The organism is Pseudomonas sp. IT-P12, from assembly GCF_949767465.1.
GTDB lineage: Bacteria > Pseudomonadota > Gammaproteobacteria > Pseudomonadales > Pseudomonadaceae > Aquipseudomonas.
In genome coordinates this window covers 80557-95084 of record NZ_CATKPY010000001.1, presented here as the reverse complement: position 1 = coordinate 95084, position 14528 = coordinate 80557, and the positions used below count along the sequence as shown (strand labels likewise).

14 protein-coding genes are annotated in these 14528 nt (G+C 62.0%); 6 read left to right on the top strand and 8 right to left on the bottom strand.

Features of this window, described 5'->3' with window-relative positions:
* Window positions 1–89 precede the first annotated feature (89 nt).
* Both ACM6IM_RS00455 and ACM6IM_RS00450 read right to left on the bottom strand, forming a co-directional pair.
* The gene (locus ACM6IM_RS00455; RefSeq protein WP_414863873.1) at window positions 90–1331 is read right to left on the bottom strand and encodes a TIGR03862 family flavoprotein; all 1242 of its coding nucleotides are present in this window, start codon (window positions 1329–1331) and stop codon (window positions 90–92) included.
* Window positions 1332–1517: 186 nt separating this feature from the next.
* Entirely contained in the window at window positions 1518–2438 is a 921-nt protein-coding gene (locus ACM6IM_RS00450) for a histone deacetylase (RefSeq protein ID WP_414863872.1), read from the bottom strand.
* Between the two features lie 87 nt (window positions 2439–2525).
* Here ACM6IM_RS00450 and ACM6IM_RS00445 point away from each other — a divergent pair, with 87 nt between their 5' ends.
* The 3 genes from ACM6IM_RS00445 (at window position 2526) to ACM6IM_RS00435 (ending at window position 4661) form a co-directional block, all read left to right on the top strand.
* Window positions 2526–3095, top strand: a complete 570-nt coding sequence (locus tag ACM6IM_RS00445; protein ID WP_414863871.1) for a GNAT family N-acetyltransferase — start codon at window positions 2526–2528, stop codon at window positions 3093–3095.
* A gap of 106 nt (window positions 3096–3201) precedes the next feature.
* Window positions 3202–4071 (top strand): acyl-CoA thioesterase II, encoded by an 870-nt coding sequence (gene tesB, locus ACM6IM_RS00440; RefSeq protein WP_192309122.1) that lies wholly within the window; start codon window positions 3202–3204, stop codon window positions 4069–4071.
* On the top strand, window positions 4068–4661 hold the full coding sequence (locus tag ACM6IM_RS00435) for an HAD family hydrolase (protein WP_192309120.1): 594 nt from the start codon (window positions 4068–4070) through the stop codon (window positions 4659–4661). Before tesB ends, ACM6IM_RS00435 begins: the two co-directional genes overlap by 4 nt.
* A gap of 67 nt (window positions 4662–4728) precedes the next feature.
* On the opposite strand, the gene ACM6IM_RS00430 is transcribed toward ACM6IM_RS00435, so the two are convergent.
* Window positions 4729–5688 (bottom strand): alpha/beta hydrolase, encoded by a 960-nt coding sequence (locus ACM6IM_RS00430; RefSeq protein ID WP_414863870.1) that lies wholly within the window; start codon window positions 5686–5688, stop codon window positions 4729–4731.
* A complete protein-coding gene (locus tag ACM6IM_RS00425; RefSeq protein WP_414863869.1) occupies window positions 5689–6579 on the bottom strand; it encodes a neutral zinc metallopeptidase in 891 nt (296 codons plus the stop codon).
* 278 nt (window positions 6580–6857) lie between these two features.
* Here ACM6IM_RS00425 and ACM6IM_RS00420 point away from each other — a divergent pair, with 278 nt between their 5' ends.
* Entirely contained in the window at window positions 6858–7736 is an 879-nt protein-coding gene (locus ACM6IM_RS00420) for a DMT family transporter (RefSeq protein ID WP_192309114.1), read from the top strand.
* 67 nt (window positions 7737–7803) lie between these two features.
* Here ACM6IM_RS00420 and ACM6IM_RS00415 read toward each other — a convergent pair whose 3' ends face one another.
* Entirely contained in the window at window positions 7804–9120 is a 1317-nt protein-coding gene (locus tag ACM6IM_RS00415) for an MFS transporter (protein ID WP_414863912.1), read from the bottom strand.
* A gap of 294 nt (window positions 9121–9414) precedes the next feature.
* On the opposite strand from ACM6IM_RS00415, the gene quiC reads away from it, so the two are divergent.
* Complete coding sequence (gene quiC / locus ACM6IM_RS00410) at window positions 9415–11316, top strand: 3-dehydroshikimate dehydratase QuiC (protein ID WP_414863868.1); 1902 nt, start codon at window positions 9415–9417, stop codon at window positions 11314–11316.
* A gap of 102 nt (window positions 11317–11418) precedes the next feature.
* Complete coding sequence (locus ACM6IM_RS00405) at window positions 11419–12096, top strand: TetR/AcrR family transcriptional regulator (protein ID WP_414863867.1); 678 nt, start codon at window positions 11419–11421, stop codon at window positions 12094–12096.
* Window positions 12097–12138: 42 nt separating this feature from the next.
* Here ACM6IM_RS00405 and ACM6IM_RS00400 read toward each other — a convergent pair whose 3' ends face one another.
* The 3 genes from ACM6IM_RS00400 to ACM6IM_RS00390 form a co-directional block, all read right to left on the bottom strand.
* On the bottom strand, window positions 12139–12993 hold the full coding sequence (locus tag ACM6IM_RS00400; RefSeq protein WP_414863866.1) for a shikimate dehydrogenase: 855 nt from the start codon (window positions 12991–12993) through the stop codon (window positions 12139–12141).
* A 5-nt stretch (window positions 12994–12998) separates the two neighbouring features.
* Entirely contained in the window at window positions 12999–13439 is a 441-nt protein-coding gene (gene aroQ / locus ACM6IM_RS00395; protein WP_192309104.1) for a type II 3-dehydroquinate dehydratase, read from the bottom strand.
* A gap of 131 nt (window positions 13440–13570) precedes the next feature.
* Window positions 13571–14491 (bottom strand): LysR family transcriptional regulator, encoded by a 921-nt coding sequence (locus tag ACM6IM_RS00390; RefSeq protein ID WP_201194944.1) that lies wholly within the window; start codon window positions 14489–14491, stop codon window positions 13571–13573.
* Window positions 14492–14528 lie beyond the last annotated feature (37 nt).

Genomic DNA, 14528 nt, shown 5'->3' with positions numbered 1-14528 from the left:
CGGCTCCCACAGTCAAACGTATTTCCATGCTGGAACGCGGGCACCTGTGGGAGCGAGACCGGTTGCCGGCGATGGGCGCGCGACTGCTCTCAATCCCTGTGCCGCAGCCACTGCGCCATCCCCAACCCCGCCGCCCGCCCACTGGCGAAACACGCGGTCAGCAGGTAGCCACCGGTCGGTGCTTCCCAGTCGAGCATCTCCCCGGCGCAGAACACCCCCGGCAATCGCTTGAGCATCAAGCGTTCGTCCATCGACTCGAACCGCACACCGCCTGCGCTGCTGATGGCTTCGTCCAGTGGCCGGGTTTTCACCAGGGTCAGGGGCAATGCCTTGATCGCCTGGGCCAGCAAGGCTGGATCGGTGAAGTCTGCGGCGGTGGTCAGTTCGCGCAGCAATGCCGCCTTCACACCGTCGATCCCCAATTGACTGTGCAGGTGCTTGGACATCGAGCGTGAGCCACGGGGTTTGCTCAGCGCCGCCTGAATCTTATCCACAGGGCGGCCCGGCAGCAGGTCAAGGTGCAGGGTCGCTGAGCCGTTCTGGTTGATCGCTTCGCGAATCGGTGCCGACAGCGCGTAGATCAGGCTGCCTTCAACCCCGGTGGCCGTGATGACACATTCGCCGAGGCGTGGAATGTCGTCATTGAGTCCGATGGCAATGTTTTTCAGCGGCGCACCGGCGAATTTGCTGACCATCAACTCGCTCCAGGCCTGCACCTCGAAACCGCAATTACTGGGTTGCAGCGGCATCAGTTCCACGCCGCGCTGTTCCAGTGGCAGCCTCCACGCGCCATCCGAGCCGAGTCGTGACCAGCTGCCGCCGCCCAGGGCCAACAGGGTCGCGTCGGGTCGCAGGTTTTTTTCACCTTCAGGGCTGGCCATGCGTAATGCGCCGCTGTCATTCCAGCCGAGCCAGCGGTGGCGGGTGTGGATAACCACGCCGTTGTCGCGCAGACGCTTGAGCCAGGCCCGCAGCAGCGGTGCGGCTTTCATGTCGGTGGGGAACACCCTGCCGGAGCTGCCGACGAAGGTTTCGATGCCCAGGTCATGAATCCACTGGCACAGCGCCTCGGCGCCAAAGGCGCGCAGCAGTGGAGCCATCTGCGGCGCACGTTCGGCGTAGCGTGAGAGGAACGCCGGATAGGCTTCGGAGTGGGTGATGTTCATGCCGCCCACCCCGGCCAGCAGGAATTTTCGCCCCACCGACGGCATGCCGTCGTACAGATCGACCTTGAGGCCGGCCAGGCTCAACACCTCCGCGGCCATCAGGCCGGCAGGGCCACCGCCGATGATGGCGACGCGGGAAGGGGAGGGGGTCGAGGGTTGAGTCATGGCAAGCGCTGCGGTCTGGCTGAACAAGCCGGGCATTCTATCAGTACACAGGGATTCTCAATGAATTCAGGGCTGATCAAAAAACAACCACCGATCTGCAGCCTTTACCGGCTATGGCCTGCAGGACCTTTCACTCAGGTTATCCACAGGCGGTTCCACAGCCGTTGTGGGTAAAGCATCCACAACTCAGTGACAACCTGATGACGTCCAGACCCGTTGCGCGCTGTGATGGAGGATGCCGTGGCGTCGAGCCAGGGCTTGCCGGTCCTTGCTGTAGCCACCGCCAATCACCCCGACCACCGGGATATCGCGCCCCAGGCAATGACGCATCACGCTTTCATCCCTTGCGGCCACGCCTTCGTCTGTCAGCTTCAGGTAACCGAGCGCGTCGTCCTTGTGTACATCCACGCCGGCGTCGTACAGCACCAGATCCGGTTGATACAACGGCAGCAGGTAATTGAGTGTGTCATCGACGATTTTCAGGTATTCGCCATCGCCCATGCCCATGGGCAACGGGATGTCCCAGTCGCTTTGAGCTTTGCGTGCAGGAAAGTTCTTTTCGCAGTGCAGGGAAACGGTAATCGCCTCCGGGGTGTTGTGCAGGATGCGCGCCGTGCCGTCGCCCTGATGCACATCGCAATCGAAGATCAGCACTCGGTTCACCCGACCGCTTTCCAGCAGGTAATGGCTGATCACCGCCAGGTCATTGAAGATGCAGAAGCCCGCAGGATAATCGTAATGGGCGTGGTGCGTGCCGCCGGCCAGGTGACAGGCCAGCCCGTGCTCCAGCGCCTGTTCCGCCGCCAGCACCGAACCGCCGACCGCGCGCACCGTACGTCGGGCCAGGGCTTCGCTCCAGGGCAGGCCGAGGCGCCGCTGGTCTTCGCGGGACAACTCGCCGTTCATGTAGCGTTCGATATAGGCAGCGTCATGCGCAAGGGCGAGAATCTCCGGGGGGCAAAGTGGCGGGCGCAGGAGGTCGGCGTCGCGGGTCAGTCCGCTGTCCACCAGGTGATCGCGCAACAGGCGGAATTTGTCCATGGGGAAGCGGTGGTCCGCGGGAAACTCGGGGCTGTAGTCATCGTGGTAAATCAGCGGCAATGGCATGACGTATTCATTCAGGACGGCGGGCAGGAATGCAGGAAGGATCCTACCAGCGTTGTAGACTGGCGACATGGGAAGGGGGAGCACACGATGGAGCCAATTCTGGAACTGGAGAGCGCGCGCCTGCTGCTGCGGCAGTGGCGTGACGATGATTTGCCGGCGTTTGCGGCGATGTGCGCCGACCCGCAGGTGATGCGTTATTTCCCGGCGCCCCTGAGTCGGCTGGAAAGCGCTTCGCTGATCGGGCGCGTTCGCGGGCACTTCGCCGAGCACGGTTTCGGACTCTGGGCGCTGGAACGCAAGGACACCGGGGCCTTCATCGGGTTTACCGGGTTGGGCGTGGTCGGTTTCGATGCGCCGTTCACCCCGGCCATTGAAATCGGCTGGCGCCTGGCCCGTGAACACTGGGGCCTGGGTTACGCCAGTGAGGCGGCGTGGACCGCTCTGCGTTGCGGCTTTGACCGTTTGGCGCTGGAAGAGGTGGTGGCCTTCACCAGCGCCATCAATACACCGTCGGAGAAAGTCATGCAGGCGATCGGCATGCAGCATGATCCGACGGATGACTTCGAACACCCCAGGCTTGCACCCGGTCATCCCCTGCGTCATCACGTGCTGTACCGCATCAGCCGGGAGCAATGGCTGCAAACCTTGCATGGCTAAGCCGTCCCGGACGTTTACAATGGCACCCATGATGGCTCCGGCCAGAACCTGAATGGGCCGCCGCAGCCAGGACTGCGCGGCATTGCGTTGTGTGAGGAGAGTCCGAATGAGCCACGTGTTGGAAGATCTGGTCGATTTGCTGACCCTGGAACCGATCGAGGAAAACCTGTTTCGTGGCCGCAGCCAGGACCTGGGTTTCCGCCAGCTGTTCGGCGGCCAGGTGCTCGGCCAGTCCCTGTCGGCGGCCAGTCAGACCGTCGAGGAAGCGCGGCATGTGCATTCGATGCATGGTTATTTCCTGCGCCCTGGAGATGCCGGGCTGCCGGTGGTGTATCAGGTTGACCGGGTGCGCGACGGCGGCAGTTTCAGCACGCGTCGAGTCACGGCGATCCAGAAGGGCCAGCCGATTTTTACCTGCAGCGCCTCGTTCCAGTACGACGAAGAAGGGTTCCAGCACCAGCGCGAAATGCCGGTGGTGGTCGGCCCGGAAAACCTGCCCTCGGAGCTGGAGCTGACCCAGCAACGAGCCCACCTGATCCCCGAGCACATGCGGGAAAAATTCTTGTGCCCCAAGCCGATAGAGTTTCGACCGGTCACCGGGGAAGATCCCTACAACCCCAAGCCCGCCGATCCGATCAAGTACGTGTGGTTCCGCGCCGACGGCGCCCTGGCCGATTCCCCGGCGCTGCACAAATACCTGCTGGCCTACGCATCGGATTTCGGTCTGCTGACCACCTCGCTGCTGCCCCATGGCAAATCGGTGTGGCACAAGGACATGCAGGTCGCCAGCCTCGATCACGCGCTGTGGTTCCATGCAGACCTGCGTGCCGATGACTGGTTGCTGTACGCGATGGACAGTCCCTGGGCGGGCAATTCCCGTGGTTTTTCCCGTGGCAGCGTCTTCAACCGAGCCGGGCAACTCGTTGCATCGGTAACTCAGGAAGGCTTGATCCGCCACCGCAAGGATTGGGCATGAGCCTGACCGACGTACGCCATTGGGTGTTCGACATGGACGGCACCCTGACGGTGGCCGTGCACGACTTCGCGGCCATTCGTGTGGCGCTGGCGATTCCGGCCGAAGACGACATTCTCACGCACCTGGCGGCGTTGCCGGCCGACGAAGCCGCGGCCAAGCACGCCTGGTTGCTGGAGCATGAGCGGGACCTGGCATTGGGGTCGAAGCCGGCACCGGGTGCCGTGGAACTGGTGCGCGAGCTGGCAGGGCGCGGTTATCGGCTGGGGATTCTCACGCGCAATGCGCGGGAGCTGGCGCATGTGACATTGCAAGCCATCGGCCTGGCCGACTGTTTTGCCGTGGAGGATGTGCTGGGCCGCGACGAAGCACCGCCCAAGCCGCACCCGGGCGGTCTGCTCAAGCTGGCCGAGGCCTGGAAGGTGCCGGCAAGCGAGCTGGTGATGGTCGGCGACTACCGTTTCGACCTGGATTGCGGCCGGGCGGCCGGGGCACGCACGGTGCTGGTGAACCTGCCGGACAACCCCTGGCCGGAATTGACCGATTGGCATGCGGCGGATTGCGGGGTGTTGCGGGAAATGCTGTCGGCTTGAGGGCCGCATCGCGAGCAGGCTCGCTCCCACAGTGAATCTTGTGGAAGCGAGCCTGCTCGCGATTCCGTCACTGACCGAACACGGCCTTCTGCCCCTGCGGCGACATCAGCATTTCACCGCCGTCATGCCCGACCCCGGGCACTTCAATCAATTGTTGGTTCAACCCCTGGGGATGACGGCGCTTGAGGTACTCGAAGTAATTGCGCCCGCGAGCCAGCCGGTTTGCGCCCTGGGCCCTGGCTTCGCAACCCTTGTCCAACGCCGGATGATTCGGGTCGATGTCCTGCTGCCCCAACAGGTAAACGATGTCGCGCTGGACGTACTTTTCCTCCAGCTGCGGTGCCGTCTGACCTTCGGCATAGGCCGGCAGGTCCGCCAGGCCATACTTCCAGCGATTGAAGTCCACGCAGCCGGCATGGCTGAACGCCACGGGCCGTCGCTCATCGAAATACGCATAGGAAGACGGATTGGCGATGACATAGCGCACGTGCACGCCCGCCGCCTGGAGTTCTGGCTGATCGTGACTCAACAATGCGTACCGCTGAACCACCTGCGCGCCGCCGGAGTGTCCGGCGATCACCACGTCCTTCACATCCGGAAACTGACGGCGATCACCGAGGCGGGCAATGATCTGGTCGAGGGCGGCATAGGCACTCAGGGTAAATGGAGCGGTGGATAAACCGCCGGCCATCCACTCATTGCCTTGCCAGCGCAGGACGGTATCGGCCACGGGATGACGGGCCACGTCGGTCTCATTGAGGAATTGCGGGGCGATCACCAAGGTGTTGGCATCTTGCCCGGCTTGCTGCGCCGCCCGCTCGGCGTTGCGGCGATAGGTTTCGGCATTGCGCAATCGCCCGTGGAGGATGATCAGCACCCGTTCGATTTTCGCCGGCGCCGGGCCGATGCCCACCGCCATCTCGCCTTCTTTCAACAGCAGCCGGCCGGGGCTGATCTCCTTGACCCCCTGCTCGACAGCCTGGGTACTTGCACTGGTCAACAACAGAAGCAACAGCCACTTTTTCATTTACAGGGTTTTCGCCGCAAAGGTATCGCACTGGCCCACCTGGCCCTGCGCAAATCCGGTTTTGAACCAGCGCACCCTTTGCGCTGATGTGCCATGGGTAAACGAGTCCGGCACCACGCGGCCCTGACCCTGCTGTTGCAGGCGGTCGTCGCCGATGGCATTGGCGGCATTCAAGGCTTCCTCGATGTCGCCGGGCTCCAGCCAGTTCAGGCGTTTCTGCGCATGGTTGGCCCAGACGCCGGCCAGGCAATCGGCTTGCAGCTCCTGACGCACCAGCAGGCCGCCGTCGCCTTCCATTTGCCGGCCCTGCTGGCGGGCGGTCTGAATTTTCGCCGAGACACCGAGCAAGGTCTGAACGTGATGGCCGACTTCGTGAGCGATCACGTAGGCCTGGGCGAAGTCGCCGGCGGCGGAAAAGCGTTGCGACATTTCCTGGAAGAACGCCATGTCCAGGTACACCTTCTGGTCAGCCGGGCAATAGAACGGGCCGGTTGCCGAGGTGGCCAGGCCACACGCCGAGTTCACGCGGTTGCTGAACAGCACCAGGGTCGGGTCCTTGTACTGCCGGCCGGCCTGCTGAAAAATCTGACCCCAGGTGTCTTCCGTGTCACCGAGGATCGAGCGCACGAACTCTGCACCTTCATCGTTGGCCGGTGGCGCCTGGCGGGTTTGCGTCGAAGCCGGCGCCGATGGCTCGCTCATCTGCCCGGTCAGTTGACCGAGGATCTGCAGCGGGTCCTGGCCGGTGATCCAGCCGATCCCGACGATCAGAATGATCGCCGTCAGGCTCAGCCCCTTGCCGCCACCGAAGCGCATGCCGCCACCGCCGCCGACATTGTCGCCACGGGCATCGACGACGTTGTCGCTGCGCCGGCCTTTTCTCCATAGCATGTGGGAATCCTCTGGTTGTCCGTGGGATGAGTGTTGCTGGTGAGTGGGAGAGGCGCCAGTCCGGTCGTCCGGCTTTTCGTGTCACGACGCAGTGCGCGTTGTATTGAACGTGGATCCCCGACCGAATTCCCTCAGGCGTCGGGTTTTTATCTTCGTTCGATAATCGGTTGGAAGATCTGGCCAAAGCGGCCCCGTCACGGTTACGGTATGGGTTGTTGTACGACCTCGCGGGTTCGCAACGCTTTTTGATCTTCGATGTGGGACACAAGGATTACCTGATGACCGTCAGCACCCCGCTCTCCGGCGTAAACCAGCCCTTCAAGGGGATTTTGCTGATCGTCCTTGCTACCTTCCTCTTCTCCAGTCACGACGCCTTGTCGAAATACCTGTCGGGGTTCTACCCGATCGTCATGGTGGTCTGGGCGCGGTATGTGGTGCACACCGTATTGATGGCGGGGATTTTCCTGCCGCAATCCGGGCTGCGCGTCCTGCGTACCAAACGGCCGCTCCTGCAATTGATTCGGGCGTTATGCCTGTTGGGCACCAGCCTGTTCTTCACCACCGGCTTGCAGTACATCCCGCTGGCCGAAGCCACGGCGGTCAACTTTCTTGCGCCGGTACTGGTGACGGCGCTGTCGGTGCCGCTGCTGGGAGAACGCGTCACCCGTGGCCAGTGGATTGCAGTGATTTGCGGATTTGTCGGGGTGCTGATCATTGTCCACCCCGGCGGCGACCTGTTCACGCCGGCGGTGTTGCTGCCGTTCTGCTCGGCACTGTTCTTCTGCTTCTACCAGTTGCTGACCCGCAAGCTCAGTGAGATCGACAGCCCGACCACCAGCAACTTTTTCGCCGGCCTGTGCAACACCCTTGTCATGAGTGCGATGGTGCCGTTCTTCTGGCAAATGCCCAGCGTGGGGCATGGCTTGATGATGGTGGCACTGGGCGCCTGCGGGATGACCGCACACCTGTTCCTGACCCAGGCGTTCCGCCACGCCGCCCCGGCACTGCTGGCGCCCTTCGGTTACTGCCAGATTGTCTTTGCCGGCTTGCTGGGCTGGTTGCTGTTTGCCCATACGCCGACCCTGACCACCGTGATCGGGATTGCGGTGATCTGCTGCAGTGGCCTGGCGGCGGCCTGGCAGCAGAGCCGCAAATAGAGGCTCGTCATTCAAAAAGCACTGTGGGAGCGAGTCGGCTCGCTCCCACAGGAACTGCGCTGCCTGCTTACTCGGTAACGTTCGGAATCTTGCGCGGTGCCATGAAGTACATCCAGGTCAGCGCGATGAAATACATTGCCGGAATCAGGGTGAACAGCACGGTGTAGTTGTTGTGGGTGACCGTCAGAATGTGGCCGACCAACTGCGTCATGAACATGCCGCCGATCGCTGCACACATGCCGCCAAAGCCGAACACCGTACTCATCATGTGTTTAGGCGTGTAGTCCATGACCAGGCTCCAGATGTTCGCGGTCCAGGCCTGGTGCGCACCGATTGCCAGGGAGATGGCGAACACCGCGACCCACAGGCTGCTCGAACCGGCGGCCATGACCACGCCGATGATGCAGCAGGCGAACAGGAACATGGAGATCAACCGCGCCTTGATCGGATTGACGCCACGACCGATCAGGAACGAAGACAGGATGCCGCCACCGACGCTGCCGAAGTCGGCCGTGAGGTAGATGATGATCAGCGGGATACCCATCTGGGTCACGTTGATCCCCAGGTTGTATTGCTGGTTGAGGAACGGTGGCAGCCAGTACAGGTAGAACCAGAACACCGGCGCGGTCAGGGAGTAGGCGATGGCGAAGGCCCAGGTGCCGCGCATGCGCAGGATTCGCGAGAACGGTACGCGGGCCTGTTCCGGCTCGACTTCCTTCTGGATGTAGGCCAGTTCAGCGGGTTTGACGCTCGGGTGGTCTTCCGGGTTGAAATACTTCAAGCCCCAGAACAGCAACCAGATGCCCCCCAGCGCCGCCATGCACAGGAATGCTGCCTGCCAGCCCCATGCGTGCAGGATCAGCGGCAGCAGCATCGGGGTGAACATTGCCCCGACGTTGGTCCCGGCATTGAAGATGCCGGTGGCCACGGCGCGTTCGCCGGAAGGGAACCACAAGCGCGTGGTTTTCACGCAGGCCGGGTAGTTGGCGGCTTCCGTCAGCCCGAGGATAAAGCGGCAGACCATGAAGCCGGCAGCGGAAGTGGCCAGGCCATGGGCACCGGTCGCCAGGCTCCAGAGCAGGACGGCACAGAAGAATACGCGTTTCACGCCGACCCGGTCGATCAGGCGGCCTTGCAGGACGAAACCGATGGCGTAACCGACCTGGAACCAGAAGTTGATGTTGGCGTAATCCATCGCCGTCCAGCTCATTTCCTTGGCCAGGATCGGCTGCATCACACCCAGTGCGGCACGGTCGATGTAGTTCAGAGTGGTCGCGAAAAACACCAGCGCCAGCATGCCCCAACGGGTTTTGCCGACAGCCATGGCGCCACGGATCTTGTCGCCGATGCCGCTGGGGGCAGGGGTCATGGAGGTACGCTCCATGGGAGAGCTTTGAGAAGGAGTCATGTAGGCCACCCGATTGTTTTTATGTGGTGTGGTGTGTCGTTGTTGACCGAACCCGGTGGTTCACGACCGGACTCAATGTGTCGTCGATGTTGCGCAGTGGACGAAAAATCGTCAATTCGCACGGGGGCATTGTGTTCGATAATCGAACACAAAACTAACCGGATAGTACACTTTGAATTGCTCATTGAAAAACGTGGCTGAATAATCGGGTCATTCTTTCAAAAGCGGCGCAACTTCCCTGTAGCCGAAGCCTCCACCGGGAGTCGAACCATGCAACGTTCCATTGCCACCGTGTCCTTGAGCGGTACCCTGCCGGAAAAGCTCGAAGCCATCGCCGCCGCCGGTTTCGACGGCGTGGAGATTTTCGAGAATGACCTTCTCTACTACGACGGCAGTCCGCGGGAAATTAAACAGATGTGCGCCGATCTCGGGATCGCCATTACCCTGTTTCAACCGTTTCGGGACTTCGAAGGCTGCCGTCGCGAGCGCCTGCCCCGTAACCTGGAACGAGCCGAACGCAAATTCGACCTGATGCAGGAACTGGGCACCGACCTGGTGCTGGTGTGCAGCAACGCTTCGCCTGACTCGGTGGGCGACGAGCAGATTCTCGTCGACGACCTGCGTCTGCTGGCCGAACGCGCCGGGGCACGCGGCTTGCGCATCGGCTACGAAGCCTTGGCCTGGGGGCGGCATGTGAACACTTATCAACAGGTGTGGAACATCGTGCGCCAGGCCGATCACCCGAGCCTGGGCGTGCTGCTCGACAGTTTCCACACGTTGTCGCTCAAGGGCGATCCGAGTGCTATTGCCGATATTCCCGGCGACAAGATCTTCTTCGTACAAATGGCCGACGCGCCGATCCTGGCCATGGACGTGCTGGAGTGGAGCCGGCATTTCCGCTGCTTCCCGGGCCAGGGTGAATTCGACCTGCCGGGCTTTCTTGCGCCGATTATCCAGAGCGGTTACAGCGGGCCGTTGTCGCTGGAAATCTTCAACGACGGTTTCCGTGCCGCCCCTCCGCGCGCCAATGCCGCCGACGGCCTGCGCTCTTTGCTGTACCTGGAAGAGAAAACCCGCGAGCGCCTGGCGCAGCAAGCCCAGCCCGCGCCGAACAGCGACATTCTGTTCGAGACCCCCAAGGCCAGCGAATACAACGGCATCGAGTTTCTCGAGTTTGCCGTGGACGAGAGCCTCGGTGCCAAGCTGTCCCATTGGCTGGAGCGACTGGGGTTCGTCAAGGCCGGACAGCACCGGTCCAAAAGCGTCAGCCTGATGCGCCAGGGCGATATCAACCTGATCCTCAACTGCGAGCCCTATTCGTTTGCCCACAGTTTTTTCGAGGCCCACGGCCCGTCGCTGTGCGCCACCGCCGTGCGGGTCAAGGACAGCACCAGCGCACTGGCCCGGGCGGTGGCTTACAAGGGCCAGCCCTATCGCGGACTGGTCGGCCCCAACGAGTTGGAACTGGCGGCGGTGCGGGCGCCGGATGGCAGCCTGATCTACCTGGTTGACCAGCAGGCCGACGTCTATCACACCGATTTCCATCTGCAACCGAACGCCGTGGCCCGTGGCGGCCTCAAGCGCATCGATCACATGGCGATGGCCTTGCCGGCCGACAGCCTCGACAGTTGGGTGCTGTTCTACAAGAGCCTGCTGGATTTCGAGGCTGACGATGAAGTCGTGCTGCCAGACCCCTACGGGTTGGTGAAGAGCCGGGCCCTGCGTAGCCGTGACAGTTCGATCCGCTTGCCCTTGAACATTTCCGAGAACCGTAACACCGCCATCTCACACGCGCTGTCGAGTTATCGTGGCTCAGGCGTGCATCACATCGCGTTCGACTGCGACGATATCTTCGCCGAAGTCAGCCGTGCCAAGGAGGCGGGCGTACCGTTGCTGGACATCCCGCTCAATTACTACGACGACCTGGCGGCCCGCTTCGATTTCGACGATGAGTTCCTCAGCGAACTGGCCTACTACAACGTGCTGTACGACCGCGACCCCCAGGGGGGCGAGCTGTTTCACGTGTACACCGAACCGTTCGAAGGCCGGTTCTTCTTTGAGATCATCCAGCGCAAGAACGGCTATGCCGGTTACGGCGCGGCCAACGTTGCGGTACGCCTGGCGGCCATGGCCAAGTCCCGTAGCGGTACGATTCGTCAGGCCAAGTTGTAGGAATTTGGTAAACACGAGGTTAAACCGACGCCGCGCGGCTTCCTTCACTGTGCAGTGCGGCTCATAATCGCCAGCCTGTGCAGTGATGGCCGTGAGCCCACAATGACCTTGATTTCAGAACTTTCCCCAGCGCCCGACGAACCCTTGGCCGAGCCTCGAAAGAGTCGCAAGAACAACCCGGAAAAGACCCGCGAGAACATTCTTCAAGAAGCCATTGTCGAGTTCGTCCAGCAGGGACTTTCCGGCGCTCGCGTCGATGCGATCGCTGAGCGCATTCACACCTCCAAGCGCATGATCTATTACTACTTCGGCAGCAAGGAGCAGTTGTACGTCGAGGTGCTGGAGAAGCTCTACGGCGACATCCGAAACACCGAAAGCCGCCTGCACCTGGCCGAACTGGCGCCACAGGAAGCGATTCGGCGGCTGGTCGAGTTCACCTTCGATCACCATGACCGCAATGTCGGCTTCGTGCGCATCGTCAGCATCGAGAACATTCACAACGCTGAATATGTGAAGCGTTCCGATGCGATCAAGGCGATGAACAACACCATTCTCGATTCACTGGGGGTGATTCTGCAGCGCGGGGTCGAAGAGGGCGTGTTTCGCCCGGGGCTGGAGCCGCTGGACGTGCATCTGCTGATCAGTTCGTTCTGCTTCTACCGCGTGTCGAACCGGCACACGATCGGTGAGATTTTTCAGATCGACCTGCCGGAAGAAAGCGTCAAACAGCGTCACCGGCAGATGATCTGCGAGTCGGTGTTGCGCTATCTGCAGGCCTGACGGGGTTTGACGGGAGCCGGTTCGCCGGCTCCAGGTCCTTGCTCAGCCATTCATGCGCTGAAAGTGCGCGAGCATCCGCTGCGCATCCGGCACCACGCCGCTGAACAATTCAAACGCCTTCACCGCCTGGAACACCGCCATGTTGCCGCCATCCAGCGTCCGGCAACCCAAGGCGCGGGCGTGACGCAGCAACTCGGTCTCCAGTGGGAAGTAAACGATCTCCGCCACCCATAGCTGCGGTCGAAGCAGCGCCGCCGGAACCGGCATGCCCGGCAGTTTTTGCATGCCCATGGGCGTGGTGTTGACCAAGCCTTCGGCCTGCGCCAGCGTGCCCGGCAGATCATGCCCGGCCATGGCGCGGTTCGCGCCGAAGTGCTGATTGAGATTGTTCGCCAGGCTCTGCGCACGGCTGGTTTCCACGTCGAAAATGCTCAGACGTTGTACGCCTTCACTCAACAATGCATGGGCGACCGCCGCCCCGGCACCTCCGGCGCCCATCTGCACGACACGCTCGACCGCCGCGTCCTTCAGGCCCCGACGGAAACCCTCGGCGAAACCCAGGCAGTCGGTGTTGTGGCCGATGCGTTTGCCATCCTTCAACACCACCGTGTTCACGGCACCGATACCCCGGGCCTCGTCGGACAACTCGTCGAGCAGGGGAATGATGGTCTGCTTGCACGGGAAGGTAATGTTCAGGCCGGTGAAGCCCATCTGTTCGGCCGCCTTCAGCAGGTCGGGCAGGGCCAGGCTGTCGAGCTTGAGTTGATCGAGGTCGATCAGGCGATACAGGTAGCGCAAGCCTTGGGCATCGCCCTCCTGCTCATGGAGCGCGGGTGTGCGCGACGCCTGGATGCCGGCGCCGATCAGGCCGGCCAGTACAGCACTGTTGCGAGTCATGGTGTTCATCCCTTCAGGCGCAGGCTGAAATGCTCCAGCGCCAGTCGATAGCCATGGCTGCCGAACCCGGCCATCACCGCTGTGGCAATCGCTGAAACGAAGGAATGGTGGCGAAAAGGTTCGCGGGCATGGACGTTCGACAGGTGCACTTCGATGACCGGCAATTCGCTTGCAACCAGGGCATCGCGAATGGCGACCGAGGTGTGCGTCCAGGCGGCGGGGTTGATGACGATCCCGGCACAGCGACCGCGAGCGGCGTGAATCCAGTCGAGCAATTCGCCTTCATGGTTGGTCTGGCGAAACTCCACCGCCAGGCCGAACTCCTCGGCGGCACGCCCGCACAAGGCTGAAATGTCCGCCAGGGTCTCATGGCCGTAGGTGCCCGGTTCACGGGTGCCCAGCAGGTTAAGGTTCGGGCCGTTGAGCACCAGAACGATCGGGTTCATCGGGTCTCTCCACTTTTTATTGTTGGAATGGGCTGAAGGTTCAGCCTGTGGAGATAAAATGTACTAGGTGGTTAATTTGGTCAATTGGAGAGGGCCCGCGCCACTCTTTTGTGTTCGGTGATCGGACGCTTTCAGGGTTTTGAACGAGGCAGCTGTTCCAGCAGAAAATCGATGAACGCCCGTAACCGCAACGGCATATGCCGGCTTTGCGGGTAGAGCAGGGTGAAAGGGCGTGAGCGGCCGCCGTAGGGTTTGAGGACTTCCACCAGCGAACCCTCGGCCAGCTCGTTTTCGACGATGAAGCGATAGGTCTGAAACAGGCCGGCGCCGTGTTTGGCCAGGGTCACGCCGCCCAGAACGTCGTCGGAGCAACTGAGGTTGCCCTCGGCGAGTATCTCGCGCTGCTCGCCGTTGTCGTTGAACAGCCAGGCGATTCGCCGGCCGCTGCTCGGCAACTCGTACTGGATGCACTCGTGCTGCTTGAGGTCGTCCAGGGTCTGCGGGGTGCCCGCGCGTTCGAGGTATTCGGGCGTGGCAATCATCACCAGTTCCGCATCTTCAAGTTGCCGCGCAATCAACCCCGAATCCGGAATCGCCCGCACGCGAATGGCCACGTCATAGCCTTCGCCGACAAAGTCGATGTTGCGATTGCTGATGTGCGACTCGACTTTTACCTGGGGAAAACGCTGCCGAAAAGCCGGTAGCAGCGGCAGGATCCGATGATGGGCGTAGGTCGTCGGAATGCTGATGCGCAAGGTCCCGGAAGGCTCCTGCTGCTGGCCCATCACCTCGCGTTGAGCTTCGACCAGTTGCGCCAGCGCCTGACGGCATTCCTCGTAGTACCGGCGCCCGCTGTCGGTCATTTTCACGCTGCGCGTGGTGCGCGCGAACAACCTGACACCCAGACGTTCCTCCATGCGCGACACCGAGCGACTCACCGCTGCCGGCGTGACGCCCGCCACCAGTGCCGCGGCGGTAAAACTGCCGGCTTCGGCGGCCAGGCAAAACAGTTCGATGCTGCCGAGCTGAAGATCGTCGAATGTGCGCTGCATGATTGATTACACCAGGGATCAAATAAAGGGCCTGATG

Bases quoted from the DNA above. Each gene is read 5' to 3' on its own strand.
- ACM6IM_RS00450 (WP_414863872.1), bottom strand. From the start codon at position 2,438: ATGCCATTGCCGCTGATTTACCACGATGACTACAGCCCCGAGTTTCCC.
- ACM6IM_RS00445 (WP_414863871.1), top strand. From the start codon at position 2,526: ATGGAGCCAATTCTGGAACTGGAGAGCGCGCGCCTGCTGCTGCGGCAG.
- ACM6IM_RS00420 (WP_192309114.1), top strand. From the start codon at position 6,858: ATGACCGTCAGCACCCCGCTCTCCGGCGTAAACCAGCCCTTCAAGGGG.
- ACM6IM_RS00455 (WP_414863873.1), bottom strand. From the start codon at position 1,331: ATGACTCAACCCTCGACCCCCTCCCCTTCCCGCGTCGCCATCATCGGC.
- ACM6IM_RS00430 (WP_414863870.1), bottom strand. From the start codon at position 5,688: ATGAAAAAGTGGCTGTTGCTTCTGTTGTTGACCAGTGCAAGTACCCAG.
- ACM6IM_RS00405 (WP_414863867.1), top strand. From the start codon at position 11,419: ATGACCTTGATTTCAGAACTTTCCCCAGCGCCCGACGAACCCTTGGCC.
- ACM6IM_RS00400 (WP_414863866.1), bottom strand. From the start codon at position 12,993: ATGACTCGCAACAGTGCTGTACTGGCCGGCCTGATCGGCGCCGGCATC.
- tesB (WP_192309122.1), top strand. From the start codon at position 3,202: ATGAGCCACGTGTTGGAAGATCTGGTCGATTTGCTGACCCTGGAACCG.
- ACM6IM_RS00435 (WP_192309120.1), top strand. From the start codon at position 4,068: ATGAGCCTGACCGACGTACGCCATTGGGTGTTCGACATGGACGGCACC.
- ACM6IM_RS00425 (WP_414863869.1), bottom strand. From the start codon at position 6,579: ATGCTATGGAGAAAAGGCCGGCGCAGCGACAACGTCGTCGATGCCCGT.
- ACM6IM_RS00415 (WP_414863912.1), bottom strand. From the start codon at position 9,120: ATGGAGCGTACCTCCATGACCCCTGCCCCCAGCGGCATCGGCGACAAG.
- aroQ (WP_192309104.1), bottom strand. From the start codon at position 13,439: ATGAACCCGATCGTTCTGGTGCTCAACGGCCCGAACCTTAACCTGCTG.
- ACM6IM_RS00390 (WP_201194944.1), bottom strand. From the start codon at position 14,491: ATGCAGCGCACATTCGACGATCTTCAGCTCGGCAGCATCGAACTGTTT.
- quiC (WP_414863868.1), top strand. From the start codon at position 9,415: ATGCAACGTTCCATTGCCACCGTGTCCTTGAGCGGTACCCTGCCGGAA.